Origin of the sequence: Niallia sp. NCCP-28 (assembly GCF_023168165.1) — a bacterium.
Classification (GTDB): Bacteria; Bacillota; Bacilli; order Bacillales; family Cytobacillaceae; genus Niallia.
The window spans coordinates 18,885-44,802 of the sequence record NZ_BQYJ01000002.1; the positions used below are offsets into that span (position 1 = coordinate 18,885).

At 33.6% G+C, this 25,918-nt stretch carries 22 protein-coding genes; 18 read left to right on the forward strand and 4 right to left on the reverse strand.

The window, feature by feature from the left end; all coding sequences use genetic code 11:
- Positions 1-69 precede the first annotated feature (69 nt).
- The 13 genes from trmL (at position 70) to NCCP28_RS05105 (ending at position 18,547) form a co-directional block, all read left to right on the forward strand.
- Entirely contained in the window at positions 70-546 is a 477-nt protein-coding gene (gene trmL / locus NCCP28_RS05050; protein ID WP_248560322.1) for a tRNA (uridine(34)/cytosine(34)/5-carboxymethylaminomethyluridine(34)-2'-O)-methyltransferase TrmL, read from the forward strand.
- A 294-nt stretch (positions 547-840) separates the two neighbouring features.
- The gene (nfsA, locus tag NCCP28_RS05055; RefSeq protein ID WP_248560323.1) at positions 841-1,590 is read left to right on the forward strand and encodes an oxygen-insensitive NADPH nitroreductase; all 750 of its coding nucleotides are present in this window, start codon (positions 841-843) and stop codon (positions 1,588-1,590) included.
- A gap of 468 nt (positions 1,591-2,058) precedes the next feature.
- Positions 2,059-3,954 (forward strand): PrkA family serine protein kinase, encoded by a 1,896-nt coding sequence (locus tag NCCP28_RS05060; RefSeq protein WP_248560324.1) that lies wholly within the window; start codon positions 2,059-2,061, stop codon positions 3,952-3,954.
- Positions 3,955-4,181: 227 nt separating this feature from the next.
- Entirely contained in the window at positions 4,182-5,354 is a 1,173-nt protein-coding gene (gene yhbH / locus NCCP28_RS05065) for a sporulation protein YhbH (RefSeq protein ID WP_248560325.1), read from the forward strand.
- Between the two features lie 271 nt (positions 5,355-5,625).
- Positions 5,626-5,823: a hypothetical protein gene (locus tag NCCP28_RS05070; protein WP_248560326.1), complete on the forward strand. Its 198-nt coding sequence runs from the start codon at positions 5,626-5,628 to the stop codon at positions 5,821-5,823.
- 105 nt (positions 5,824-5,928) lie between these two features.
- Complete coding sequence (locus NCCP28_RS23575; RefSeq protein ID WP_282579524.1) at positions 5,929-6,063, forward strand: hypothetical protein; 135 nt, start codon at positions 5,929-5,931, stop codon at positions 6,061-6,063.
- A gap of 771 nt (positions 6,064-6,834) precedes the next feature.
- Positions 6,835-7,650, forward strand: coding sequence for a pyrroline-5-carboxylate reductase (gene proC / locus NCCP28_RS05075; RefSeq protein ID WP_309296615.1), 816 nt, complete (start codon positions 6,835-6,837; stop codon positions 7,648-7,650).
- Between the two features lie 331 nt (positions 7,651-7,981).
- Positions 7,982-9,601, forward strand: coding sequence for a GGDEF domain-containing response regulator (locus tag NCCP28_RS05080; RefSeq protein ID WP_248560328.1), 1,620 nt, complete (start codon positions 7,982-7,984; stop codon positions 9,599-9,601).
- Positions 9,602-10,639, forward strand: a complete 1,038-nt coding sequence (locus tag NCCP28_RS05085) for a HEAT repeat domain-containing protein (RefSeq protein ID WP_248560329.1) — start codon at positions 9,602-9,604, stop codon at positions 10,637-10,639. It begins immediately after the preceding gene.
- Positions 10,640-12,052 carry a glycosyltransferase family 2 protein gene (locus NCCP28_RS05090; protein ID WP_248560330.1) on the forward strand — a complete coding sequence of 471 codons (1,413 nt, stop codon included), beginning with the start codon at positions 10,640-10,642 and terminating at the stop codon, positions 12,050-12,052. It abuts the gene before it with no gap.
- A complete protein-coding gene (locus NCCP28_RS05095) occupies positions 12,049-15,288 on the forward strand; it encodes a hypothetical protein (protein ID WP_248560331.1) in 3,240 nt (1,079 codons plus the stop codon). The genes NCCP28_RS05090 and NCCP28_RS05095 overlap by 4 nt, the downstream gene beginning before the upstream one ends.
- 9 nt (positions 15,289-15,297) lie before the next feature.
- The gene (locus tag NCCP28_RS05100) at positions 15,298-15,666 is read left to right on the forward strand and encodes a response regulator transcription factor (RefSeq protein WP_248560332.1); all 369 of its coding nucleotides are present in this window, start codon (positions 15,298-15,300) and stop codon (positions 15,664-15,666) included.
- Between the two features lie 85 nt (positions 15,667-15,751).
- Entirely contained in the window at positions 15,752-18,547 is a 2,796-nt protein-coding gene (locus NCCP28_RS05105; RefSeq protein ID WP_248560333.1) for an ATP-binding protein, read from the forward strand.
- A gap of 29 nt (positions 18,548-18,576) precedes the next feature.
- Here the strand turns inward: NCCP28_RS05105 and NCCP28_RS05110 are convergent, their stop codons facing one another.
- The 3 genes from NCCP28_RS05110 to NCCP28_RS05120 form a co-directional block, all read right to left on the reverse strand.
- Positions 18,577-19,152 carry a YitT family protein gene (locus NCCP28_RS05110; RefSeq protein ID WP_248560334.1) on the reverse strand — a complete coding sequence of 192 codons (576 nt, stop codon included), beginning with the start codon at positions 19,150-19,152 and terminating at the stop codon, positions 18,577-18,579.
- 184 nt (positions 19,153-19,336) lie between these two features.
- Entirely contained in the window at positions 19,337-20,335 is a 999-nt protein-coding gene (locus tag NCCP28_RS05115) for an inorganic phosphate transporter (RefSeq protein ID WP_248560335.1), read from the reverse strand.
- Positions 20,336-20,347: 12 nt separating this feature from the next.
- Positions 20,348-20,965 carry a DUF47 domain-containing protein gene (locus NCCP28_RS05120; protein WP_248560336.1) on the reverse strand — a complete coding sequence of 206 codons (618 nt, stop codon included), beginning with the start codon at positions 20,963-20,965 and terminating at the stop codon, positions 20,348-20,350.
- Between the two features lie 274 nt (positions 20,966-21,239).
- Here NCCP28_RS05120 and NCCP28_RS05125 point away from each other — a divergent pair, with 274 nt between their 5' ends.
- The 5 genes from NCCP28_RS05125 to NCCP28_RS05145 all read left to right on the forward strand — a co-directional run bounded on the left by NCCP28_RS05125 (position 21,240) and on the right by NCCP28_RS05145 (position 24,679).
- Entirely contained in the window at positions 21,240-21,749 is a 510-nt protein-coding gene (locus tag NCCP28_RS05125) for a GNAT family N-acetyltransferase (protein WP_248560337.1), read from the forward strand.
- Between the two features lie 8 nt (positions 21,750-21,757).
- Positions 21,758-22,600 (forward strand): oxidoreductase, encoded by an 843-nt coding sequence (locus tag NCCP28_RS05130; RefSeq protein ID WP_248560338.1) that lies wholly within the window; start codon positions 21,758-21,760, stop codon positions 22,598-22,600.
- A 106-nt stretch (positions 22,601-22,706) separates the two neighbouring features.
- The gene (locus NCCP28_RS05135; protein WP_248560339.1) at positions 22,707-23,537 is read left to right on the forward strand and encodes an aldo/keto reductase; all 831 of its coding nucleotides are present in this window, start codon (positions 22,707-22,709) and stop codon (positions 23,535-23,537) included.
- A 211-nt stretch (positions 23,538-23,748) separates the two neighbouring features.
- On the forward strand, positions 23,749-24,156 hold the full coding sequence (locus NCCP28_RS05140) for a DoxX family protein (RefSeq protein WP_375709370.1): 408 nt from the start codon (positions 23,749-23,751) through the stop codon (positions 24,154-24,156).
- 268 nt (positions 24,157-24,424) lie between these two features.
- The gene (locus NCCP28_RS05145; protein ID WP_248560340.1) at positions 24,425-24,679 is read left to right on the forward strand and encodes a GlsB/YeaQ/YmgE family stress response membrane protein; all 255 of its coding nucleotides are present in this window, start codon (positions 24,425-24,427) and stop codon (positions 24,677-24,679) included.
- A gap of 59 nt (positions 24,680-24,738) precedes the next feature.
- On the opposite strand, the gene NCCP28_RS05150 is transcribed toward NCCP28_RS05145, so the two are convergent.
- On the reverse strand, positions 24,739-25,659 hold the full coding sequence (locus tag NCCP28_RS05150) for an RluA family pseudouridine synthase (protein WP_248560341.1): 921 nt from the start codon (positions 25,657-25,659) through the stop codon (positions 24,739-24,741).
- Positions 25,660-25,918: the final 259 nt, after the last annotated feature.

Consider the following 25,918-nt stretch of genomic DNA (forward strand, 5'->3'; position numbering starts at 1 on the left):
ATTGTTTTTAAGGAAAGTTGTGTATAATAGTCACTAAAACAGCAACTATTTATAGAGGTGACAATCGTTTTGGCAATACATATTGTACTATATCAACCACAAATTCCTTCTAATACTGGAAATATTGCACGTACATGTGCTGCAACAGATACGGTTCTTCATTTAATACGTCCGCTTGGCTTTTCTACAGACGATAAAATGTTAAAACGAGCAGGACTTGATTACTGGGAATTCGTAGATATTCATTATCATGATTCGATAGAAGAATTCTTTACAGAAAATGAGGGGGGAGAATTTTTCTTTTTAACGAAATTTGGCACAAAAACTTATTCGGATTTTGATTATACTCAAAAGGAAAAAGATTATTATTTCATTTTCGGCAGAGAAACAACAGGACTGCCAGAAGAAATCAGAGAAAATAATAAGGATCGTGCATTACGCATTCCAATGAATAATAATGTCCGTTCTTTAAATCTTTCTAATACAGCAGCAATTCTTGTATATGAAGCGCTGCGCCAACAAAACTATCGGGATTTAGTGAAGTAACTGTCTAAAGAAAAAAGCTGCAAAGTGATTTTGCGGCTTTTTTCTTTGCCTTGCTTAAAGGAATAAAAAGAACATTTTTGCAAAAAGCGACTACTTAAAAAATTCTGCCAAACAAAAAAGGTGAAGCATAAAAAAGTTCTTAAGCAAATTAGTAAAAGAAAGTTTAGTATTTCATTATAATATGGGTACGTTACTTACTAAAAGCATTTGTTTTTAATACTATAAGAAATGGGATGAAGCATCATTTATCCATCGTGTTTCGCCATGCAGCTTAATAAAAGGGGAGTGTATAACATGAATTCAGTTATTGAAACAATTACAGGACATCGATCTGTTCGCAAATTTAAGGATATGGACTTGTCAAATGAACAGGTGGAGAAAATTGTCCAAGCAGCCCAAAGTGCTTCAACCTCAAGCTTTATGCAGGCATACAGCATTATTGGTGTTACAGATAAAGAAAAGAAGAAAAAACTTTCTTTATTGGCAGGTAATCAATCATATGTAGAAAATAATGGGCATTTATTTATATTTTGTGCGGATCTGCATCGCCATTTTACAGCGGCAGAAATGGAAGGGAAAGATATATCTGCGTCATTGGAAACAACTGAAAAATTTATGGTAAGTGTAATTGATGCTTCCTTGGCTGCTCAAAATGCTAGCATTGCAGCAGAATCACTGGAACTGGGGATTTGTTATATTGGCGGTTTGCGCAATAATCTGCCAGAAGTTTGCTCACTGTTAAATATACCTGAAAGGGTTATTCCATTATTTGGACTTGTTGTTGGATATCCAGATCAGCATACCGAAAAAAAACCAAGAATCCCATTCCGCCATATTTATCATGAAAATGAGTATGAGCAAGATATGGATACATATAAAGAAGAGCTTGAAGAGTATAATAAGATAATCTCTGCTTATTATAAAGAGCGGACAGGAAATGCAAGAAGCGATAAATGGACTGAGCAGATGACGGGAATGCTAGAAGGAAAATCTCGTTTATATATGAATGAATTTATAAAAAAGCAAAAAATGAATTTGCGATAAAGTCAAATATCAATTCAAATGCTGCAGAGAAGTGCAAAAAAATTTTAATCCATAAAAAATAAGCAAAAATAGGTTAGTTTATTTTATGATGCACATTCGTCTGAGCATTGATAAGAGAAAAAATAATAGACAAAAAAAAGCAGGTGATTAACTCATCTGTTTTTTTATTGTAAGCAAGTATGGATAGATATGATATAGCAGAAAGTATCCTTGGGAAAGAATTCAGAAAAAAATAAAAATTATTTTAATAATATAGAATGTCTCAGCATAGATTAAAACAAATGCTTATCCAATATCTTCTTCCAAACTATTAAAAGTTTTGAGAGGATAATTGCTTTTACAGAAAGAGTTTTTTTCTCCATATAAAATAGTACTTGAAAAAAACTATTCTTTCTTTTAAGCATGTTCGTACACTGTAGTGCATACATTATATTATTCGTCTCTGAAAATGTGACAGGGGAGGTCCATATGAATATCTTAAAAAAAATTGAGATGTACAGACAAGAGGAAGAATTGTTGAAATGGGAAGGGACATTTGGTGAATATTTGGAAATATTGAGAGAAAAGCCTTGGGTAGCCCAATCTGCGCATTCAAGAGTATACAATATGATTAAAGATGCGGGTATTGATGAAGTAAATGGGAAAAAGAAATACAAATTTTTCTCTGATCAATTATTTGGTTTAGAAGAGCCATTAGAAAAATTAGTAGAAGAGTATTTTCATCCTGCTGCAAAGCGTCTAGATGTAAGAAAACGTATATTGCTTTTAATGGGGCCTGTAAGTGGAGGGAAATCAACTCTCGTAACAATGTTAAAAAGAGGGTTGGAACAATATACTTATACAGATAAAGGCGCAGTTTATGCAATTAAAGGCTGCCCAATGCATGAGGACCCGCTTCATATGATTCCACATAACCTTCGCAAAGACTTTTATGATGAGTATGGCATTCGAATTGAGGGCAACTTGTCTCCGCTTAACTTGATGAGATTACAAGAGGAATATAATGGAAGAATTGAAGATGTAATGGTAGAAAGAATATTCTTCTCCGAGGATAAGCGGACAGGTATTGGAACATTTAGCCCATCTGATCCGAAATCTCAAGATATTGCTGATTTAACTGGTAGCATTGATTTCTCTACTATTGCCGAGTATGGATCAGAGTCAGATCCGCGTGCATATCGTTTTGATGGTGAGTTAAACAAAGCAAATAGAGGAATGATGGAGTTCCAAGAGATGCTAAAGTGTGATGAAAAATTCTTATGGCATTTGCTTTCCTTGACACAGGAAGGGAATTTTAAAGCAGGAAGATTTGCGCTGATTTCTGCTGATGAACTGATTGTAGCTCATACAAATGAAACAGAGTATCGTTCCTTTATTTCGAATAAAAAGAATGAAGCATTGCATTCTCGCATAATTGTAATGCCGGTTCCATACAACTTAAAGGTAACCGAAGAAGAACGAATTTATGAAAAAATGATTATGGAAAGTGATGTGTATGATGTGCACATTGCACCACACACATTAAAGATTGCTGCAATCTTTACCATTCTTACAAGATTAAAAGAACCGAAAAAAGGCGATATTGATTTAGTGAAAAAAATGCGTTTATATGATGGTCAAAATGTCGAAGGGTTCAGTTCTGCTGATGTGAAAGAACTGCAGCATGAGTATGCGGATGAAGGAATGAGTGGCATTGATCCACGTTATGTAATCAATCGCATTTCCTCTACCATTATTCGTAAAGAAGTTACAAGCATTAATGCACTAGATGTTCTTCGTTCATTAAAAGATGGGTTGGATCAGCATTCATCCATTACTAATGAATTAAAAGAAAAGTATTTGAACTGCATTTCACTTGCACGAAAAGAGTATGATGAAATTGCCAAAAAAGAAGTGCAAAAAGCATTTGTATACTCTTATGAAGAAAGTGCAAAAACATTAATGGATAATTATTTGGATAATGTGGAAGCTTACTGCAATAAAAATAAGCTAAGAGATCCGCTGACAGGAGAAGAAATTAATCCAGATGAAAAGCTAATGCGTTCAATTGAAGAACAGATCGGCATTTCCGAAAATGCAAAAAAATCATTCCGTGAAGAGATATTAATCCGTATTTCAGCATATGCAAGAAAAGGGAAAAGATTTGACTACAATTCTCATGATCGACTTCGTGAAGCGATTCAGAAGAAGTTGTTTGCTGATTTAAAAGATGTGGTGAAAATTACAACATCCACCAAAACGCCTGATGAACAGCAATTGAAGAAAGTAAATGAAGTGGTAGCAAGACTGATTGACGAGCACGGCTATAACTCCACTTCTGCAAATGAATTATTAAGATACGTTGGAAGCCTATTAAATCGATAAGAATGACAAGAAAGGAACAGGCAATAGCATGTCTGTTCCTTCTTTACTTCACAAACAGCCGCTTAGATAAAACATTTACTAATTATTAGAATAATTAGTAAATTATTTTCTTATCTGGCATATGATAGAGTAATCACTATTTTTAGAAAAAATGTTGCCCGAATTAGTGTATGCATAAAACACCGATTAGGTGAGCATTATTTAATAATTTTTTAGGAGGGGTAGTATTGACAAAAAAAGAAAATAATCATCAGTTTGTTATTTCCCAAGAAGATTGGTCCCTCCATCGCAAAGGGCACGATGACCAACAACGCCATCAGGAAAAAGTACAGGAAGCAATCCGCAATAACTTGCCTGATTTAATAACAGAAGAAAATATTGTAATGTCAAATGGAAGAGAAGTTGTAAAAATTCCAATTCGTTCATTAGATGAGTATAAAATCCGCTATAATTATGATAAAAACAAACATGTAGGGCAAGGAAATGGTGAAAGCAAAGTTGGAGATGTAGTGGCTCGTGATGGATCTGGGGGACAAAAAGGACCTGGAAAAGGGCAAGGAGCAGGCGATCAGCCTGGAGAGGATTATTTTGAAGCAGAAGTATCGATGATGGAATTAGAAGAAGCATTATTTAAACAATTAGAATTGCCAAATTTAAAAAGAAAAGAGCAGGATCAAATCGTTGTAGAAAATATTGAATTTAATGATATCCGCAAAACTGGGCTAATGGGGAATATTGATAAAAAAAGAACGATGATGTCTGCCTTTAAACGGAATGCGATGAAAGGAAAAACTGGATTTTATCCAATTTATCCAGAAGATTTGAAATTTAAAACATGGAATGAAGTAGTAAAACCTGATTCAAAAGCGGTTGTGCTTGCGATGATGGATACAAGTGGCAGTATGGGCTTATGGGAAAAGTATATGGCGAGAAGCTTCTTTTTCTGGATGACCAGATTTTTGCGGACAAAATATGAAACGGTAGAAATTGAGTTCATTGCTCATCATACGGAAGCAAAGGTAGTATCAGAAGAAGATTTCTTCTCAAAAGGAGAAAGCGGTGGAACCATCTGTTCATCAGTGTACCGTAAAGCGCTGGAGCTGATTGATAATAAGTATGATCCAGGCCGATTTAACATTTATCCATTCCATTTCTCTGATGGAGATAATTTAACTTCCGATAATGCGAGATGTGTCAAATTGGTGGAAGAACTGATGAAAGTTTCCAACATGTTTGGTTATGGGGAAGTCAATCAGTACAATCGTCATAGTACATTAATGTCTGCTTATAAAAATATTCAAGATGAAAAATTCCGCTACTATTTATTAAGACAGAAGTCAGATGTTTTTAATGCGATGACAAGTTTCTTTAGAAAAGAAGAAAATCAGGCTTATGCATAAAGATAAAACTCCCCTAAAAAATAGGATTTTTAGGGGAGTTGCTTTTTGTTCTAAAAATGTCACTTTCAAATTATCTTTTAATGAGCATAAATACATATACATTAACAAAATTGTACATCGGTCAATCTTTAGGAGTGTATTTGGTATGCATCATGTATAAAGAAGAGTGATGGAAGAAAGGACATCGATCTCAAATCCATTTATTTATAATGGAGTACAAAGAAAGCGTAAATAGTATAACAAATTATTTATAGGGAAAAGAAATACAAAAATGAATAATACTCATTTAACAGGAGAAAATCAAGATGGTATGGGTTTATTCGAATTTGAAGAGCCAAAAATAGCAGAGGCCTCTAAGGTTATTCAACGACAAGTTCTTTATACTTGTTTTATTTCAGAAGATTTGAAGAAAATGGCTGAAGAGATTAAACGAAAAGGGGATAAGAAGCTGAAGATGAAATATTATTAAGAGAAAACTATAGTTTTAATCTATTGTAAAGAAACGTTTGAAATATACTAGAGTTATATTCTAGAAGTGCCGAATAAATAGATGGGATAAGCAGAAAGTGTTTTTTTGACAGCAATGTTAGAAGAGAAGAAATTAACATTTATGTCCCATGATGTCAGCTGTTTTTCCGATGATTGGAAAAACTTGATTAATGATATGCTTACGACAGCAGAATTGAAGGTGACAGCTGTTAATCATTAGATATTCTCAGTTTTCAAAACCAGAAATTGCAGAGACACTGAATAAGTTAGAAGTATGGATTTATTGGAGAAAAATATGGGGATACAGGCGTAACAATCCCAATATTTGCTCTAGAAAATGCTTTATTAAATGGAAAAATTAAATCGGGAGATAAAGTAAAGTAATATTTTGCTTTGTTGCAATAGGTTATAGTATGGCAGCACTTTTATATCACTTTTAGAAGAGAGAAAAAGATGAGTACTTTCGAGAAAAATGAAGGAAAAAAGAATTGCTGATAACAGTAAGCGGCTTTATCAAGGAAGAGGAACAAGAATTTTTAAAAGATTATAATAAAATAATTAAAGGAATTAGGCTTTCTGCTTATATATGAATTGTCGATTCATTAGCAGAGGCCCAAGTGTAGCATCATCTATTAAAATGTTGTAGGCTGTTCACAAAAGACAATCAATAGAGATATATCATTTAGAAATGAAAAAAGCTGCAAACAATAAGTACATTGTTTGCAGCTTTTTTAGTCACAGACACCTATAAATCGCAAGGAAAAAGGTTTATAGAAAAATAATTATTTTTTTTAATGCATCAGGAAATTGGAAAAACGTATCAAAGATCAACGATTAAACAATCTTTTTTTAGATAAAGGGATTTATTTCTAGTTTTGTTTTATTCATATAGACATTTGCTTATAGCAGTAATCGCCATATGGTCGACACGCTATAAATTTGAACTTTATAATCATTCGTGTAACATAAAAGGAGAAAAATCAAAAGGGAGTTGTTTACCATCACTACAATTGGATTTATCGGATGCGGAAAGATGGCGCAAGCAATGATTGCGGGAATGATTCAATCATCCTTTGTGCCACATGACAGTATATTAGTTAGTGCAAAAACAGAGTCGACATGTAAATTAGTTCATGATGCATATAAAGTCCCATATACACTTGAAAATAGAAAAGTAGCAAAGTTTGCTGATATTTTGATTTTGGCAGTTAAGCCACATTTATATGGGACCGTACTAGATGAAATAAAGCTGGAGAGAAAAAAGAATGCTGTTGTTGTCACAATTGCAGCAGGAATTGACCTTGAATTTATGTATACTTATTTAGGTAAAGACGCAAAAATTATTCGCTCTATGCCAAACACTCCTTCTTTAGTAGGGGCAGGAGTGACTGTCTTTTGTTATAGCAAACAAGTGACAGGAGAGGAAATAGAGTTTATAAAAACTTTATTTTCCTCTTTTGGATCGGTAGAAGTAATGGAAGAAAAGCTAATGGACTATATCCCTGCAATTAGCGGTTCTTCTCCTGCTTATGTGTACATGCTAATTGAAGCAATGGGAGATGGCGGTGTAAGAAGTGGAATTCCTAGAGATACAGCATATAGGCTTGCGGCACAGGCCGTATTAGGCGCCGCCAAAATGGTGCTTGAAACGGGGAAGCATCCAGGATGGCTAAAAGATGAGGTCTGCACTCCAGGGGGGGCTACCATTGAGGCAGTTGCCGCATTAGAAGAACATAAATTTAGAGGAGCAATACTTTCTGCAATGGAAGCTTGTGATCAGAAAAATAGGGCAATGAAAGCAAAATAAAAAGATAAAATAGATTGATTTTTCTTCAGGAAAAAAGTAAGGTGGAGAATAGACGGAAAGAAAAAAAGTGATGTATGATCGTGCATAATTGGTGCGAAAACCAGCCGCCTGGATTTTTAGGCTGGTTTTTTTGTATTGTTATAGGCAATGCAGCTGTTGCTATTTTGAAGTATCTATTTTTACATAATATGGTACCAGCAGGGGAGATTAAAGGTCTAATAGGTCAAACAAAAGTGGATAGAAGAATACATTGGGAACTGTTATACATAGAAACTTTTAGATCAGAAAAGGTTATTAGCATAAACAAGCTTTAAAAAAGAGGTGAGAGAGAATGCCATTAGATAAATATAAAAATTTATTAATAAAAAAAATGAAACAGCAACTGGTGAACTGGTTTGAAAATGAAGAAATGCAAGTAGTCGATAATATAGATGTTTATCGTTTTTTGCATTCTATTAAAGGAACATCGGGAACATTGGATATGGATAATTTATATCAATTATCTAATAAGCTGTTAAATATAGCAGCACAAAGAACAGAATCGTGGAAGAAAGCTGAACTAAGAGAATTTCTTTATGAATTAGCAGAAATCAGTTGGGATTATGAGCAAATAAATGAAAAATTATCAAGTGTATCTAAAGAAAGAATGGCAAACATACCTTTAATTCAAATAATTGATGATGATATTTCGATGCTGATTTTTTTAAAGGATAATTTGGAAAAAAAGGGCTGGATGGTAATTGCAAATACAGAAGTAGATAAAGCGATAGCACAGTATTATGATATGCATCCTGATTGCATTATTATTGATGTCAATTTGCCCGAAAAATCAGGTTTTGAAGTGCTATCGAATTTAGAGCAGCACACTAATCGGTATTTTGTTCCTAAAATTATGTTCAGCATAAACAATGATCGGGAAACACGAATAAAGGCATTTAAAATGGGAGCAGATGATTTTATTGAAAAGCCGATTGATATAGAGGAATTTTTAATTCGGATTGAACGCCATCTTGAAAGAAAGGAAGTTTTTGATCAATCCGTTTTAATTGATGAACTTACACAAGTATATAATCGGAAATTTCTTGGAGATTCTTATAACCGATTTATTAGTGATATTATCAGAACAAATACTGCAGGTACAATAGCGATTTTAGATATTGATTATTTTAAAAAAGTAAATGATAGTCATGGACATGTAATGGGAGATAGAGTTCTTGCAGATTTTGCTCAATTTATAAAAAAAAATATTCGCAATACAGATACGTTATTCCGCTATGGCGGTGAAGAATTTATTGTGTTTTTCCAGCGTGCTTTTGAAAGTGACGTAAAAGAAATTTTAACAAGAATGCTTGAGCGTTTTTCTGCCATTAAATTTGGGGAAGGAAAAGACAAATTCAGCTTATCTTTTTCCGCAGGGATATACACAATTGCAAATAAAGAAATTGATTTGCAAACAGCGATAAAAACGGCTGATGAAGCCTTGTATTTAGCGAAAAAGAATGGCAGAGCAAGGATAGAAAGTGCAAATCAGATACAAAATGAACTTGCAAAAAGGGTGATGCATGTTTCTATTGTAGATGATGACGCGCTGATTCGATCTATTTTAATAAATATTTTTAACAGCATTTCCCTCGATTATATTACCTTGGATATAGTGGCATATGAAGATGGCATGCAATTTTTTCATTCAAATAGGCTAAAAGAAACCGGATTGCATTTTCTAGTATTAGATGGAATTATGCCTGTGATGGATGGACTTGAAATATTGCAAAAAGTAAGAAAGACAACAAGTAAACAATCCGTGCATGTCTTAATGCTGACAGGCAGGAAAAGTGAACATGATATTGCAGAAGCATTAAGGCTCGGCGCCGATGACTATGTAACGAAGCCTTTTAGTTTAACTGAGCTGCAGGCAAGAATAACGCGATTAATCAAAAGGATGGTTCAGTAAATGGGGCAAGAACTAAAAATATTGGCAGCTGTAGCTTTGGCTATAACTGGCGTATTGTTTATGCTGTTAATTTATTTAGTAATAAGAAAATATCGCGAAAATAATAGAGAGAAAAAAATCCAAAAGCATATGGAACAGCTAGAACCGAAAGTTTTCTTCTATATTCAAAATCCAGACAGTTCTTTTCTTATTCGGGTAAATACCCCATTAAAAAAGGCAGCATTAGAAATGCTTTTAAGCAGGTATGCGGGCATGCTGGAAGGAGAAAAGGAAAGACAAGCATTAAAAAATCTCGCGCTGGCTTATTTAAAAGATTTTTATCAAGAGCGTCTTTATTCGCGCAATTGGAGCATTCGCATGAATACTCTTTACTTCATTGAGGATTTTTATCTGATTGAACTGCAAGAGGATGTGATTGCATTAATACAAAGCAATTATAAAAAATCGAAAGAAGAAAAAGGACAAATACTAAGAATTCTAGCTTCTTTCCAATATAAAAGTATAAAAAAATGGATGTATGCAAGCGGGTCATTTTCAGAAATAGATTATCGCAATATTATTATTAGATTAGAGGAGGATATCTTTTATTCTTTTGTTGAATCATTTCAAGAATTGGGAGAAAATTTGAAATTGGCGCTTCTAGATGTTATCAGCATAAAAAAGGATTTAGAATATTTGCCTTTTTTAGAAGAAATCTTTTGGAAATCTTCAGGTGAGCTTAGGCTTCGCGCATTAAAAGCAATTGCTTCAATAGGAATCGTTCAAAATATCGATAGCTATCTGCAGCTGGCTGAATCAGAACAATGGCAAGAAAGAATGATGCTTGCGAAGCTTTTGGGCAGCAAGCGAAATAATTCTTATTTGCCTTTATTAAAAAGGCTGATGAATGATTCTACTTGGTGGGTAAGGTCACAGTCGGCAGAATCAATCAGCAGATATAAAAATGGACAATCCGTTTTAAATGAGGTGCTAGAATACTCGAATGATCCTTATGCTAAAGATATGGCATGGGAATGGATAAATAAAGGAGCAAGATAGATGATATTGCAATGGTGGATGAATGCAGCTCTGTTTTTTGGCATCTTTATAGCTGTTTATATGGTGATCATCATTATATTTTATACAGCAATTTTAATTACTTCCCTTTTGCAGCTGCGCAGAGAATACCAATTAAATAGAGATCAGACTTTTGAAGATTATGCAAATGAGTTATATACAAAACCAGTTTCCATCATTGTGCCGGCATATAATGAAGAAGCTGGGATTATTCAAAGCATCAGGTCATTATTAAGCATTAATTATCCGATTTATGAAATCATCGTTGTAAATGATGGTTCAAAAGATAGTACATTAAATAAAGTTATTGAATGTTATGATATGAAAAAAATTGATAAAGTCATCCGCAAACAAGTGGAAACAAAAACAGTGAAAGGAATTTATCAATCTACATTGCTGCCAAAATTATATATGATTGATAAGGTGAATGGAGGAAAAGCGGATGCCTTAAATGTAGGGCTTAACTTTTCTAACTTTCCTTATATTTGTTCATTAGATGGAGATTCTGTCCTAGAAACAGATGCTTTCTTAAAAGTAATGAAACCAATTATGGATAGCAATGAGGAAGTAGTTGCATCAGGGGGCAGTATTCGGATTGCTAATGGTTGCAAGATTCAAAATGGCCATATTTTAAAAATTGGATTATCGAAACATCCGTTAGTAATTATGCAGATTATTGAATATTTGCGGGCTTTTTTAATGGGGAGAATCGGTTTAAGCAAACATAATTTATTATTAATTATTTCTGGAGCTTTTGGTGTTTTCTCAAAACAATGGGTAATAAAAGCTGGGGGATATCGAACAAATACAGTTGGGGAAGATATGGAGTTAGTGGTGAGAATTCATCGGCTGCTAAAAGAAGCAAAGTTAAATAAAAAGATTATCTATGTGCCAGATCCGGTTTGCTGGACGGAAGTTCCTGAAGATATCACTTATTTGCGCAGACAAAGAAGACGATGGCATCGAGGACTCTTTGAAAGTTTATGGAATCATCGGAAACTAACATTTAATCCAAAGTACGGAAGTATCGGGATGATTTCTTTTCCTTATTTTTGGATTATTGAATTTTTGGGGCCTATCGTTGAATTGCTGGGATATGTGTATACGATAATAGCTGTTTTTTTAGGAGGCATTTATTTAGAATTTGCACTATTAATTTTTATGCTTTCTTGCATCTATGGATCGATTTTCTCTATGGCAGCTGTATTGCTGGAAGAATGGAGTTTAAGGAAATACCCAAAGATTTCTCATATTTTAGCATTGTTTTTTTACTCCATTACAGAATCTTTTTGGTATCGGCCATTAACGGTTTTCTGGAGATGTGAAGGAATATGGCAATTAATCCGAAAAGAAAAAGGTTGGGGAGAAATGAAGCGTAAAGGAGTTTCTGAATGAATAAACGAGCAGCGGTGAGCATTATTGTATTTATTCTTATGATTATTATTGCCACAAGCCCTTTTTGGCTGTGGCAAATAAAAGGATCAAAAGCGTTGCCTGTTTTAATTATGGATAAAACCGTTTCTGACCAAACATTCCGTGAGCATAAAGGCTTGGTATGGATATTAAATAATCAGAAATATGTTAAGCAGAATAAAGAAAAGTATCGAGCGGAAAGCGATTATAAAGGCTTTAAACCAACGGGGAAAGCAGATTATAAAATAAGTGCTATTCCAGACGATTTAAGCAAGTATCAATTAATTTACTTAACAGATCAATATGGTGTATATGAAGAAGAGTTTTATGGAAGTAACAAGCTTGGCGAAAGAAGCGATAAATTGTACGGCGGGCTTGATATAAAGGATATCAATAAAATAGAAGATTCTTTATATCAATCCAATAATAAAACTCTTATTGCGGAATTTAACACTTTTGCAAGTCCGACTAGTGATGAAGCAAGGGGGAAAATAACCAATTTATTGGATATAAAATGGAGCGGATGGGTTGGAAGAAGCTTTCTAGACCTTAATGGGGAAGAAGTTCCTATTTGGGTCAAAGAAAATTATCAAAAGATTTATCAGAAAAAATGGAAGTTTACTGGTGCGGGAATTGTGCTTGTTAATAAAGATGATTATATTGCTGTTTTAAGCGGACAAGAGCTGACTAATTCAAAAGTGAAATTTAAAACAACGAAAAAGGGCGAATTAGAAATAGGAAAAACTCTTTCTTCTGAATACGGCTATTGGTTTGATATTGTCGAGTCCAATAAGAAAGAGAATATTTTAGCGAATTATACGATTGCTGCTACTAACAAAGGAAAAGAAAAATTGACAGGGTATGGATTGCCGACATCTTTTCCTGCAGTTATTCAAAATGCTAATAATCAATATACTTCTTATTATTTTGCAGGAGATTATGCAGATGAACAAGAAGTGCCGAGCATTTATCAAACAGTTGGCTTAGATTTATGGAAAGAGAAAGTTACTTATCGCAATTCTTTCTATTGGAATACGTATGTTCCATTAATGAAGAGTATATTAAAAAATGGTTTGCATGACAAAACGCAGAAGGATACAGTAGAAACGACTACAGTTAATAATATTAAAATAAACAGCAAAACAAATAGCGAATACTTGGAAGTGAAAAAAAATGGCCGGTGGGAAAAAATCCTTATCAAAGGGGTCAATATGGGGATTTCCAAGCCAGGAGCTTTTCCTGGTGAGACGGCGATAACAAAAGATGATTATTTAAGCTGGTTTAAGCAGATAGGAGCAATGCATGCAAATGCTATTCGGATTTACACATTGCATCCTCCAGCGTTTTATGAAGCTTTCTACGAATATAATCAAATGGCAAAAGAACCATTATATCTACTTCATGGAGCGTGGGTCAATGAAGAAATATTTGTAGGGAAACAGGATGCATATCATAAAGAAGTAGTAGACGACTTTCAAAAAGAGTTGAAAAACATGATAGATATTGTTCATGGAAATGCAGAACTGCCTAAACAAGCAGGACATGCATCTGGGGAATATCAGTATGATATTTCTAAATATGTACTAGGATACATTATCGGGATTGAGTGGGATCCTAATGTTGTATCAAATACAGATAGTGCTCATAAAGGAAAGGCGCAATATTCAGGCACTTATTTTCAAACAAAAAACGGATCTCCGTTTGAAATTTGGCTTGCCAATATGATGGACTATACTGCTAAATATGAAGGGGAAAAGTATAATTGGCAGCATACCATGAGCTTTACTAACTGGGTAACAACTGATTTATTGGAGCACCCGTCAGAGCCAAGTGAACAAGAGGATAAGGTTGCTGTGAATCCAAATCATATTAGCAAAAAGGATAATTTTGAGGCGGGCTTATTTGCATCTTATCATATTTATCCATATTATCCCGATTTTTTAAACTATGAAAAGGATTATCAAAATTATGTCAATAAACAAGGGGAGAAAAGCAGCTACGGGGCTTATTTGCATGATTTAATTTCTGTACACAGTATGCCGGTGCTAGTAGCTGAATTTGGTGTCCCATCTTCTCGGGGAAAAACACATGAAAATATTAATGGCATGAATCAAGGGTTTTTATCAGAAGAAGAGCAAGGGGTGATGGATGCCAAACTAATCCAAATGATTATGGACGAAAGATATGCAGGCGGATTAGTTTTTACATGGCAAGATGAGTGGTTTAAACGAACATGGAACACAATGGATTATGATAATCCAAATAGGCGTCCTTACTGGTCCAATATGCAAACAAATGAACAGCATTTTGGTTTATTAAGCTTTGATCCCGGAAAGTATGAACCTACCATTTATATTGATGGAGAAAGTGCTGATTGGAAAAAATTAAATATTAAGCCATTTTATAAAAATACATCAAAAGATGAAAACTTAGATGAAGTCATGGTAACATCGGATGAACAACAGTTAAGTATTAAAATGGCATATAAACAGCCAGTAGATATAACAAAAGACAGCACCTATATTCTTTTTAATACCATTGAAGGGCAAGGACAAAAAACGGTGGAATTGACAGATGGACTGAAAATCGATACAGACTTTGGAGTTGATTTTATGGCGAAGATTGCTGATAAAGAAAATTCAGAAATGCTGGTCGACAGTTATTATGATACATTCTACTATCAATATGGTTTTATGCTGAAAATGATCAACCAAGAAAAAAATGCAGATAAAGTCAATAACGGGATATTTAATCCAATTCGTCTTGCTCTTAATAAGGAGTTGACAATCCCAGATAAAAAAATTCCTTTTTCTTCATATGAAACGGGAAAACTAATGTATGGAAATGGAAATCCCAGCAGTAAAAACTTTAACAGTTTAACCGATATAAGCATTAGCAAGGATAAAAAAACAATTGAAATGCGAATCCCTTGGGCACTATTGAATATAAAAGATCCAAGCCAAAAAGAAATTACAGCAGACCTTTGGAAAAAGGGCTTAGAGGGCAGTGAACATATTAATGGAATCCGATTGGCTTTTATTTCGGTAAAAGGAAATAAAATAGTATCTTCATTGCCAAGTTTTTATGAATCTAATATCGTAAAAGAAACGGATACTAAAATATATAAATGGGATAATTGGGAAGATCCTTTATATCATGAGCGCTTAAAACAGTCGTACTATATTTTGCAAAAGACTTTTTCTAAAATAGAGGATTAGGGAGAAAGAATGAAAAGAATACTGATTGCTGAAGATGAAGAAATTTTAAGAATGTTAATTATGGATACACTAGAAGATGAAGATTATGCCGTGGATGAGGCTCAAGATGGAGAAGAAGCATTGGAACTTCTGAAAAAAAATGAATATGATTTGCTTATATTAGATTATATGATGCCAATTGTAACAGGGATAGAAGTGATTCAACAGGTTCGTCAAGAAATGAGAAACCACAAGCAGAAGATTCTAATGCTATCTGCAAAAAGCCAAGCTTTTGAACAAGAAAAAGTATTAAACGCCGGTGCAGATTATTTTATGGCCAAACCATTTAGCCCTTTAGCGCTTTTAGCAAAAGTGGAGGAGATATTTAATGAAGTTTAGTTCCTATATAAAAAAAAGCATATCAAGGCAATTTATTGCCTTAATATGCTTTTTCATTCTTTTATTCCTTTTAGGAGCAGGAGTTTTGACAGGGGTTCAAGAAAAAACAAATGATCGCTTTATCACAGATCGCCAAAAAGTTATCAATAAAAGAATCTTAACTGAAGAGATAGAATTGCACCTTAATGATGCTCTTTTTAATATAAGAGGATATTTAGCATTTGATAATGAGGACTTACGAGAACAAGTGTATGAAGAAGAAAAAGAAATTGCTGTTTCATTGAAAAAATTAGAGAATATTGCGAAAACAGAAGAAGATCAAGAAATGTATAAAAAAATAGTCTTATTTGATAAGTATGTTTTTGAAGATGCATTTCCTAAGGCAGTTTCTTATTACGAAACTGGCAATACAGATAAAGTGAAAGCAATAGCGAATAACGGAGCAACGTCTCGGATTAATGATTTTAAAAAAGAATTAACTACTTATAAAAAATATATTGATGCAGAATTAACGGAAATCGTGACTAAATTAGAAAATGCCAATTCTCAATTGCAATTTTACTTTTTTTCATATATTTTACTTTTGTTGGTTATGGTCTATATTATTGGAAGAATGATGGTTTTTAAAATAGGAAGGCCATTAACTGATTTTGCAGTGGCTGCAAATGTCATAGCCAAAGGAGAAGATGCAGAAATACAGGTAGAGGCAAATAGACAAGATGAGCTAGGGATTTTATCTGTTGCTTTTTCGGAAATGTATAAAAAAGTTCAAGAAAAAGAACAAGATTTAATGGCTCAAAATGAGGAACTCATTGCCCAGCAGGATGAATTACATGCTCAACAGTCAGAGTTAGAAGAAGCCCTTGAAAAAGTTAGAGAGAATGAAGAAACATTATATAGGAGAAACCGTTTAATAAACGGCCTTTCTAACTCTTTTAATAAACAACAATTATTAAATAGTATTATAAAAAATATGTCTGAATTGATTGGCGCAGACAGAGGAATCATTATGACGACAGATGAAGAAGCTTTTGCTGCTTTTGGCATCTCCGTAAAAGGTGCAAAACAATTTAGAACCTTCTTATATGACGGGATGTATTCCCGTTTAGTAGAACAAAAGAGTCCGTTTATTATAAAAAGGGAGCTAGATATTTCTGAAAAAGGCTATCATGAAGAAAAAGGCTATGTATATGATTTATATATTCCCATCTTTTCTTCGGCAAATAGTATTGCTGCCATTATGATGTTCAGTCGTTTTAGCGATCGTTTTACTGAATTTCAAATGGATGAATTCAGCGCATTAGCCAAACAAATTGGTCTTTCACTAGACACCATTAAATTGTTTGAAGAAACGGAAAGAGCAAAAGAACTAAATCAAGATATCTTAAATAATGTTCAAGAAGGAATTCAACTTGTTGGAATAAATGGAGAAACGCTTCAAGTAAATACTAATTTTTGCGAAATGTTTGCACACAATAAAAACTGGCATGATTTTGTAGGAAAAGGCTGGGAGGTTTGGACAAAACAAATCGAAGGTGTCATGGGGGATGATTATAGTTTATTAGCCTATATAAAAGAATCGCTGCATCAGCAATCAAATCAGGAATTTACATATCAATTTCGAAAAAATGGAAAAGTAATTAAAGTATATGCAGAAGATCTATATCGTGATGAAACCGTTAAAGTCGGTACGGTATTTGTTTATCGGGACATGACTAAAGAATATGAAGTAGACAAAATGAAGTCAGAATTTGTTAGTACAGTCAGCCATGAACTGCGAACTCCCCTTGCGAGCATTCTAGGCTTTACAGAATTGTTAATAAATAGAGAGCTGAAAAAGGAGAGGCAGCAAAAATATTTATCCACTATCTATGCGGAAACAAATAGGCTGACATTATTGATTAATGATTTTCTTGATGTTCAAAGAATGGAAGCAGGCAAGCAGACATATGAAAAAAAATACCTTGAAGTTATTCCTATTTTAAAAAAAATTGTAGATAATCAAAAAGTAAATGCTCTAAAGCATAAAATTACGATTAAATCAGAACAGAATCAGGCAATAATTCTTGGCGATAAATTAAAAATAGAGCAGGCATTTACTAATATTATAGGAAATGCCATTAAGTATTCACCTGACGGAGGAACTATCCAAGTATCTATTTATGAAGAGGCAGATTCATTAAATGTTTCTGTAAAAGATGAAGGTTTGGGAATTCCTGAGGGAGAGATTGCAAAACTTTTTAATAAGTTTTATCGAATTGATAATTCAGATAGGCGCAAAATAGGCGGCACTGGTTTAGGTTTGGCAATTGTACAAGAAATAGTAAATGCACATGGCGGCAAAATAACCGTACAGTCAAAATTAGGGAAAGGAAGCAGTTTTATTTTATCTTTTCCTAAAGTAGCAATGGGAGTTCAATCATCCTATAACAAGGAACATACACAAGGAAAAATTTCCTATCGAATAGCAGTGATAGAAGATGATTATAGCTTAGCAGAATTAATTACACAGGAATTAAAAGATTTTGGTTTTGAAGTGCATTATTACAAAAGTGGGCAAGAGGCTCTAAAAGCGATAAATGAATATATACCAGATGCTATTGTTCTTGATATCATGCTAGAGGAGGATGATATCAACGGTTGGGATATAATGAAGCATTTAAAGCAAAGGAAAGGGATCAAAGATATTCCCATTGTTATTTCCACAGCATTGGATGAAAAGGAAAAAGGATATGCATTGGGAGCAATGGATTATTTAGTAAAACCATATCGCACAAGTGAATTATCCCGCACTATTATGCAAACTTTATTGAAAATGGGGAAAAAGGGCCAAGTGTTAATCCCGCATTCAGAGGATAATCCATTTACTGAGGCAGAATAAAAGAATAAGCAAATCAAAACAGCGGTTCGTTAATGAGCCGCTGTTTTCCTTCCTGTTATTAGTGTAGTAAAAATAGCTACAAAAATAATCGTAAAAAAAGATGGGGTTATTTTGTCTGTTCCCACAATATTTATCCCGCTGACTAAAATAATTCCATCCAGCAAAAAGATAATGATTCCTACGTGAATAGATGATATTCTCGCAATTATTTGGGCAAGCAAATCTGTACCGCCAGTACTTGTCTCGAATCGGAGCATAATGCCAATTCCGATGCCAATAATGGTTCCTCCAATAAAGGAACTAAAAACAATCGATACAAAAAAAGCATCCCGCAAAAAAGAAAAGATATCAATCATAAAGGAAGAAACAAGAAAACCAAAGATTCCATACAAAAAGTAGTTTTTATCATAAAACCAAACGAATAAATAGAGAGGAATACTGATGAGGATCATCGTCAGACCTGTTGGAATTTGATAATGATAATGTAAAATTAAACCGATTCCGATTAATCCCCCATCTAAAATATGATGGGGAACTAAAAATCCATTTACACCAATTCCTATAAGGATACTGCCGATAAAAATAACTGCAAATTTTTCTAGCATGCACTTTCTCACCCTAACTTGTCCAGCTTATTATCAATCTATGATAGAAAAACAGATTTAGAAGTAAAAGAGAGGATTAGCTCATAAAATAAGCTTTTTTTGGAATGGCCAGAAAAAAATCCATGTAGTGAATAAAGTGAAAAAGAGGCGCCATATAATGGGCCTCTTTTTCACTTTGTTAAATTTAAAGAAAAAGTTCTAAAATATAGTAGCAAATGGCAGCAACTGTTGCAGAAATCGGCAATGTAATTACCCATGTAATAAGCATTCGTTGTGCTGTTCCCCATTTTACGCCTTTAAGTCGGTGTGAGGCGCCTACTCCAAGGATAGAAGATGAAATAACATGGGTTGTACTTACTGGCAAATGAATATAGGTTGCACCGAAAATAATCATTGCCCCAGTTATATCAGCAGCTACTCCATTAACCGGACGGATTTTCATAATATTTCCGCCGACTGTTTTGATAATTTTCCAGCCCCCGACAGATGTGCCAAGACCCATTGCTGCCGCACAGGCAAATTGAACCCAAAAAGGAACATCATTTGTGCTAAGGTATCCATTGGCAATCAATGCCATTGTAATGATTCCCATTGCTTTTTGGGCATCATTTGTGCCGTGGGTATATGCTTGCAATGCTGCAGTGAATATTTGGAATATACGAAAACGGCGATTTGTTTTTGTTAAATTTAAATCCTTAAAAAATAATTTAAAGAGCGTATAAACAATATAACCAATGACAAAAGCAATAATCGGAGAGAAAATAAGCGCTTGAATAATTTTAATAAAACCATTGTAATTTAGTGAGCTAAAGCCGGATGAAGCAATAGCAGCTCCAGCGATAGAACCGATAATAGCATGGGAGGAACTACTTGGAATTCCAAAGTACCATGTTAAAAGATTCCAAAATATTGCTGCTATAAGTGCTGCCAAAAGAACAATGGAACCATTATTTAAAGTAAAGGGATCCACAATATCCTTTGTAATAGTTTTGGCAACACCAGTAAAGGTCATTGCACCGACAAAGTTCATAACTGCAGCTAAAATGATAGCGTGTCTAGGCTTTAATGCTTTAGTTGATACAGCCGTTGCAATTGCATTTGCTGTATCATGGAAACCATTGATGAAATCAAAAGCTAAAGCACAAAAGACGATTAATATCGTTATTAATAATAATGTATCCATGAATGGTACTCCTTAAGCGTTTTTCATAATAATGCTCTCAAGTGTGTTGGCAACACTTTGGCAGTAGTCAGCAATATCTTCTAAATTTTCATATACTTCTTTATATTGAATAATGCGGATTGGATCTTTTTCAACAGAGAATAGATGTTTAATGGATTGACGCAAGATTCCATCACATTTTGATTCTAAATCTTTAATGCGGATCGCATATTCTCTAATTTTAGGAAGCTTTTTAGTAGACAAAAGTTCCACTGATTTTTCAATTTCAGCTGCGCAGCTTTTAATTGCTTCAACAAAACGATTCATAAATTCATCAGCTTCAGTAATGTTATACATTTCTAATAGCGCAGAACAATGCTCTAAGCCATCTAAAACATCATCCATGCTCATTGTTAATGCAAGTATATCTTCCCGTTCTATTGGCGTAATAAACGCTTTATTTAATTCTGTAATTACGTCATGAACGTATGTATCCCCTTTGGTCTCAATCTCTTTCATTGTTTCAGAGAATGTTTTTAAGTCGCTGACATTTTTAATTTTAAAATCAGCAAAATAGTCTGCACCTTCCTTTAAGTTTGATGCAATATTATTTAAGAGTACTGCAAATTTATCTTGTTTTTTGAAAACCATTATTGTTACCCCCATTTAATTGACTAAGCCTTTCATATTTTAGCGAAAGATTGTCGAATTTCCTAGCTTTTTATCGAAATCTTTACAAAAAATTAATATTTCTTTTACAAAACATTTAAAGTTAGGCTCTATATTTTTTAATAAAATTTACATGTACTTAAAATTAGCTTTTCCTTTCATTGGATGGTATATGTGTATAAAATTATATCTTGTTGTGTCGAATTCTAAACAATAGAATAAATTAAAAGTAAAAGCTTATTTAGAGGTGAAAGAAGTGATTGAAAATAATGTGATCTTAATAAGAAAAACCGAAGAAAAAGACCTTCAGTATATCCTTACCACAGAATCACATCATGATAACATGCCGTATATAATTAATTGGACTTTGGAGGAGCATGCACAAGCAATTCGATCAGATACAAATTTGCTTCATTTGATTGTTATGGAAAAAAAAGAGAATAAACCAGTAGGCTATTTACTTATTAATGGATTAAATGATCCGAATCAAAGCATTGAATTAAAAAGAACAGCATTTTCTGCAAAAGGCAAAGGATATGGACGAAATATGCTTAAATTAATGAAGGAATGGGTTTTTACAGAAAAAGGGGCAAATCGATTTTGGCTGGATGTGGTGGATCATAATACAAGAGCTAAAACTTTATATGAATCAGAGGGGTTTGTTGTAGAAGGTTTGCAAAGAGAGGCTGTTATTATTAATGAGAGGTTTCAATCTATTTATTTAATGTCCATGTTAAAAAAAGATTACTTTACAAAATCAGAATAAGGTGAAAAATGAAAAAAATAGCGGTCATTACAGGAGCCAATAGCGGCTTTGGATTATTGGCAACATTAGAATTTGCCAAGGAAGGCTATGAAGTTGTTGCTGCAATGCGAGATATAAATAAATGTTCTTTATTAATGGAAAAGGCTAAGGAACAGGGAATTGCTGAATATATAACCATTTTTTCTCTGGAGATAACTTCTGCTAATGATATAAAAAAATTGCAGGAGCATATGCAAAAAAAAGGAAGGATAGATGTTCTGATTAACAATGCTGGTTTTGCAGGAGCTGGCTTTGCGGAGGAAATTTCTATAGAAGAATATAAAAATCAGTTTGAAACAAATTTGTTTGGAACCATTGCTGTTACACAAAATTTATTGCCAATTATGAGAAGACAGGGCTTTGGAAAAATTATTTTAATGAGCAGCATTAGTGGAAAAGTAGGCTTTCCTGGCCTTTCACCATATGTTTCTTCTAAATTTGCCTTAGAGGGATGGAGCGAATCTCTTCGTTTGGAATTGCTGCCATTTTCTATTTATGTGTCTTTAGTGGAACCAGGTTCTTATCAGACGAATATTTGGTCAACAGGGAAAAAAATTTCAGAGAGGTCCCAATTAGAAACCTCTCCTTATTACCAATATATGAATAGCATAGAGGGATACTTGGAAAAAAACAGAGAAAATTACGGCAATCCAATTGAAGTAGCAAAACGGATTGTTCAGATTGCGAAAGAGAAAAAACCTCGACTTCGCTATGTTATTGGAAAAGGGGTAAAACAAACGATTTTAATAAAACATCTTCTTCCATGGAAATGGTGGGAAAGACTTGTTTTTTGCCTATTAAGAAATAGATAAACATCTTTAACAAATTGTTTATATGAAAAACAACACTTTATATTGGAAAAATCTATAAGAAAAATGATAATATATAGATAATTCGAAATTTGGAGGTGTTTTTTCAATGATTAAAAGCATCGAAAATAAAGTGAAACTACATAACGGGGTGGAAATTCCCCAATTTGGATTAGGAGTTTATAAAGTGGAGGAAGGACAGACGGTTATAGAAACAGTAAAAGCCGCTCTTTCCTATGGCTATCGCTCCATTGATACAGCTGCTGTTTATGGGAATGAAGAAGGAGTAGGAAAAGCAATAAAAGAAAGCGCTATCTCGAGAGAAGAACTATTTATTACAACAAAACTTTGGAATGATGATCAAGGTTATGATCAGACTTTAAAGGCTTTTGAAACAAGCTTAAGAAAATTAGATTTAGATTATATTGATTTATATTTAATTCATTGGCCAGGAAAAGATAAATATGTAGAAACATGGAAAGCTTTTGAAAGATTATATGATGAAGGATTAGTAAGAGCAATTGGCGTAAGTAATTTTCATGAGCATCATTTAGAGCAGCTATTAAAGAATGCAAATGAACATCCTGCAGTAAATCAGATTGAACTTCATCCAAGATTATCACAAGAAGCATTACGGGATTATTGCAAATCTAAAGATATTAAAGTAGAAGCTTGGTCGCCACTTGCTAAAGGCAGATTGCTGAATGAGCCAACCATTAACTATATTGCAAATAAACATGGCAAAACACCTGCGCAAGTTATTTTGAGATGGCATCTTCAAAACGATATTATTGTCATTCCAAAATCCATTACTCCAGCAAGATTAAAAGAAAATGCTGATATTTTTGACTTTCAATTAAGTTTAGATGAAATGAATCAGCTCGATCAGTTAAATATGAATGAAAGAACAGGGAGTAATCCAGATAACTTGTTATTTTAGAATGTTATCCCGATTTCAAGACCTATTTCTTTCATTGCTGTAAAAAGGCATATCAAACAATCCAAAGCAATAAGGAAAAAAATCTAACATGGTAAGCATGTTAGATTTTTTTTTGCATATAGTTAAGGAGAAAGGGGAGAAACTACTTTTTATTAAATATCTTGAAATCATACTATCTTAATTTTAACTATCTGAAAAGGGGTTGTTAGAAATGGAAGTATTGGTAAGTGTCGGCATTTTGCTTATTCGTTTAGTGGTAGGTTTAGCATTTATAGGTCATGGTGCACAAAAATTATTTGGTTCATTTGGTGGACATGGATTAGAAGGAACTGGCGGTTTTTTTGAGTCAATTGGAATTAAACCAGGAAAAACAATGGCTATTTTTGCTGGTTTAAGTGAGTTTATTGGTGGTTTACTATTTGTTTTAGGACTGTTTACGCCAATTGCCTCTTTGCTGATTATTATTACAATGATTGTTGCAATTAGTAAGGTTCATGCTGCAAATGGGTTTTGGGCAGCTTCAAATGGTTATGAATTAAATTTACTATATATTATTACAGCACTTTCTGTTGCTTTTACAGGAGCGGGGGCGTATAGTCTTGATGCCTTGTTCTTTTAAATAAATGGTTATTAGTATACTTCTAGAAAATTTTTCTCTAGTCAAAGAAAAATTTTCTAGAAGTATTTTTTGCTTTTCTTTATTATAAGAAAATTGGATCATTATACATAATGGTTCTTTAGGGGTTTAAAAAAAAGTTAGTGTGGTAAATATAAAGTACAAGCAGATAGTAAAACTTAAGAAGTTTAAAGTAAAACATGCTGCAGCATACACTAAGTTGGACTATCATATTTAGATTGATTAAATGTTTAAAAAGGAGCTGTTATTTATGGGATTTTTATGGTCATTAATTATAGGTGGTATTATTGGTTGGGTTGCAGGTTTAATAGTAGGTAAAGATATACCTGGTGGAATTATCGGCAATATTATCGCAGGTTTTGTAGGTGCTTGGTTAGGATCACTGATTCTTGGTGATTGGGGTCCAGCTATCGCTGACTTTGCAATTATTCCAAGTATTATCGGTGCAGTCATTTTAGTTTTTGTTTTAAGCCTGATTATGAAAGGTATGCGCAAAACGGCGTAGTAGCAATAAATAATACTAAAAGAAAAACAGAGGCTCGAAAAATGAGAGCCTCTGTTTTTTTACAAGCTGAAAATGTCAAATTTAGGAAAAATAGCAGGGTTATCAATGAATGGTGCATAACATTCTATTTTTTCTTCGGTAATGGGATGGATCAGTTCTATTTTTGCTGCATGCAATGCCTGTCTATTAAAAATTGGTTTTCCTCCGTACAATGTATCTCCTGCAAGAGGATGGCCAATAGAACTCAGATGAACACGGATTTGATGAGTTCTTCCTGTATCTAGAGTACATGTAATTAAAGATAAGGATTCCTTTTTCTGTTCCGCTATTACTTTATAATAAGTAATGGCATTTTTTCCATTTTGTGAAATCCTTCTTCTTGTGGCATGATGACGATCTCTTCCAATAGGTTTATTAATGGTTCCTTTTTTAGTGGAAAAGGAACCATGAACAAGTGCGATATATGTCCTTTTAATTTTTCGTTCACTCAGCATATGATCAAGCATATTGCCGATTAGTTCATGTTTAGCAAATAAAATGCAGCCAGATGTGTCTCTATCCAGACGATGAATATGTTTTATTTGCCTTTCTTCTCCATTCATTAATACGTGAAAAGCTGTCCCGTTTATTAAAGTAGCTGTGTCTTCTGCAATATTTGGATGTGTATCAATAAATGGCTTTTTATTGACAATGATAAGGTGATCATCTTCATAAAGGATATCTATATCCATAAAGGTTGGAATAATGGTGGATGGAACAGGATAGAATAATTGGATTTTAATAATATCTCCTTTTTGTAGTGAAAGATTCCAATTTGCCTGTTTATTATTAATCAGCACTTTCTTTTCCATCTTATATAAGTGAATTTGCTTTTTTGAAGCAAATAAAACAGTTTTAAATAAATCTTCTAGTACAATTCCTCCCCATTTTTCTGGAATATAAAGAAGAAGCCAATCTCCTTTTCGTTCAGTTTTAATCATTCTAGGACTCCTTTTTCTGGAAATAATGGTGAATATGTTTTAAAAACGCAGTAAGCTGCATATCATGGTTTTAATTACCACGGAAAACAGCATTTTAGTATGTTATTCTATTGATATTACTTTATCACGCATTAACGGGCAGTAAAACCCCCACCTAAGGGATTGTAAGAGAAACCGAGAAATCTAGGGGGGATAACTGCCCATAAAAGCCTGATTGGTTCAGCTAACAATCAGTATGGGATGAAGAAAATTCCCACTG

Coding starts and splice junctions, on each gene's coding strand:
- nfsA (WP_248560323.1), top strand. CDS start 841: ATGAATTCAGTTATTGAAACAATTACAGGACATCGATCTGTTCGCAAA.
- NCCP28_RS05060 (WP_248560324.1), top strand. CDS start 2,059: ATGAATATCTTAAAAAAAATTGAGATGTACAGACAAGAGGAAGAATTG.
- NCCP28_RS05070 (WP_248560326.1), top strand. CDS start 5,626: ATGAATAATACTCATTTAACAGGAGAAAATCAAGATGGTATGGGTTTA.
- NCCP28_RS05080 (WP_248560328.1), top strand. CDS start 7,982: ATGCCATTAGATAAATATAAAAATTTATTAATAAAAAAAATGAAACAG.
- NCCP28_RS05085 (WP_248560329.1), top strand. CDS start 9,602: ATGGGGCAAGAACTAAAAATATTGGCAGCTGTAGCTTTGGCTATAACT.
- NCCP28_RS05090 (WP_248560330.1), top strand. CDS start 10,640: ATGATATTGCAATGGTGGATGAATGCAGCTCTGTTTTTTGGCATCTTT.
- NCCP28_RS05095 (WP_248560331.1), top strand. CDS start 12,049: ATGAATAAACGAGCAGCGGTGAGCATTATTGTATTTATTCTTATGATT.
- NCCP28_RS05100 (WP_248560332.1), top strand. CDS start 15,298: ATGAAAAGAATACTGATTGCTGAAGATGAAGAAATTTTAAGAATGTTA.
- NCCP28_RS05110 (WP_248560334.1), bottom strand. CDS start 19,152: ATGCTAGAAAAATTTGCAGTTATTTTTATCGGCAGTATCCTTATAGGA.
- NCCP28_RS05115 (WP_248560335.1), bottom strand. CDS start 20,335: ATGGATACATTATTATTAATAACGATATTAATCGTCTTTTGTGCTTTA.
- NCCP28_RS05120 (WP_248560336.1), bottom strand. CDS start 20,965: ATGGTTTTCAAAAAACAAGATAAATTTGCAGTACTCTTAAATAATATT.
- NCCP28_RS05130 (WP_248560338.1), top strand. CDS start 21,758: ATGAAAAAAATAGCGGTCATTACAGGAGCCAATAGCGGCTTTGGATTA.
- NCCP28_RS05135 (WP_248560339.1), top strand. CDS start 22,707: ATGATTAAAAGCATCGAAAATAAAGTGAAACTACATAACGGGGTGGAA.
- NCCP28_RS05140 (WP_375709370.1), top strand. CDS start 23,749: ATGGAAGTATTGGTAAGTGTCGGCATTTTGCTTATTCGTTTAGTGGTA.
- NCCP28_RS05145 (WP_248560340.1), top strand. CDS start 24,425: ATGGGATTTTTATGGTCATTAATTATAGGTGGTATTATTGGTTGGGTT.
- NCCP28_RS05150 (WP_248560341.1), bottom strand. CDS start 25,659: ATGATTAAAACTGAACGAAAAGGAGATTGGCTTCTTCTTTATATTCCA.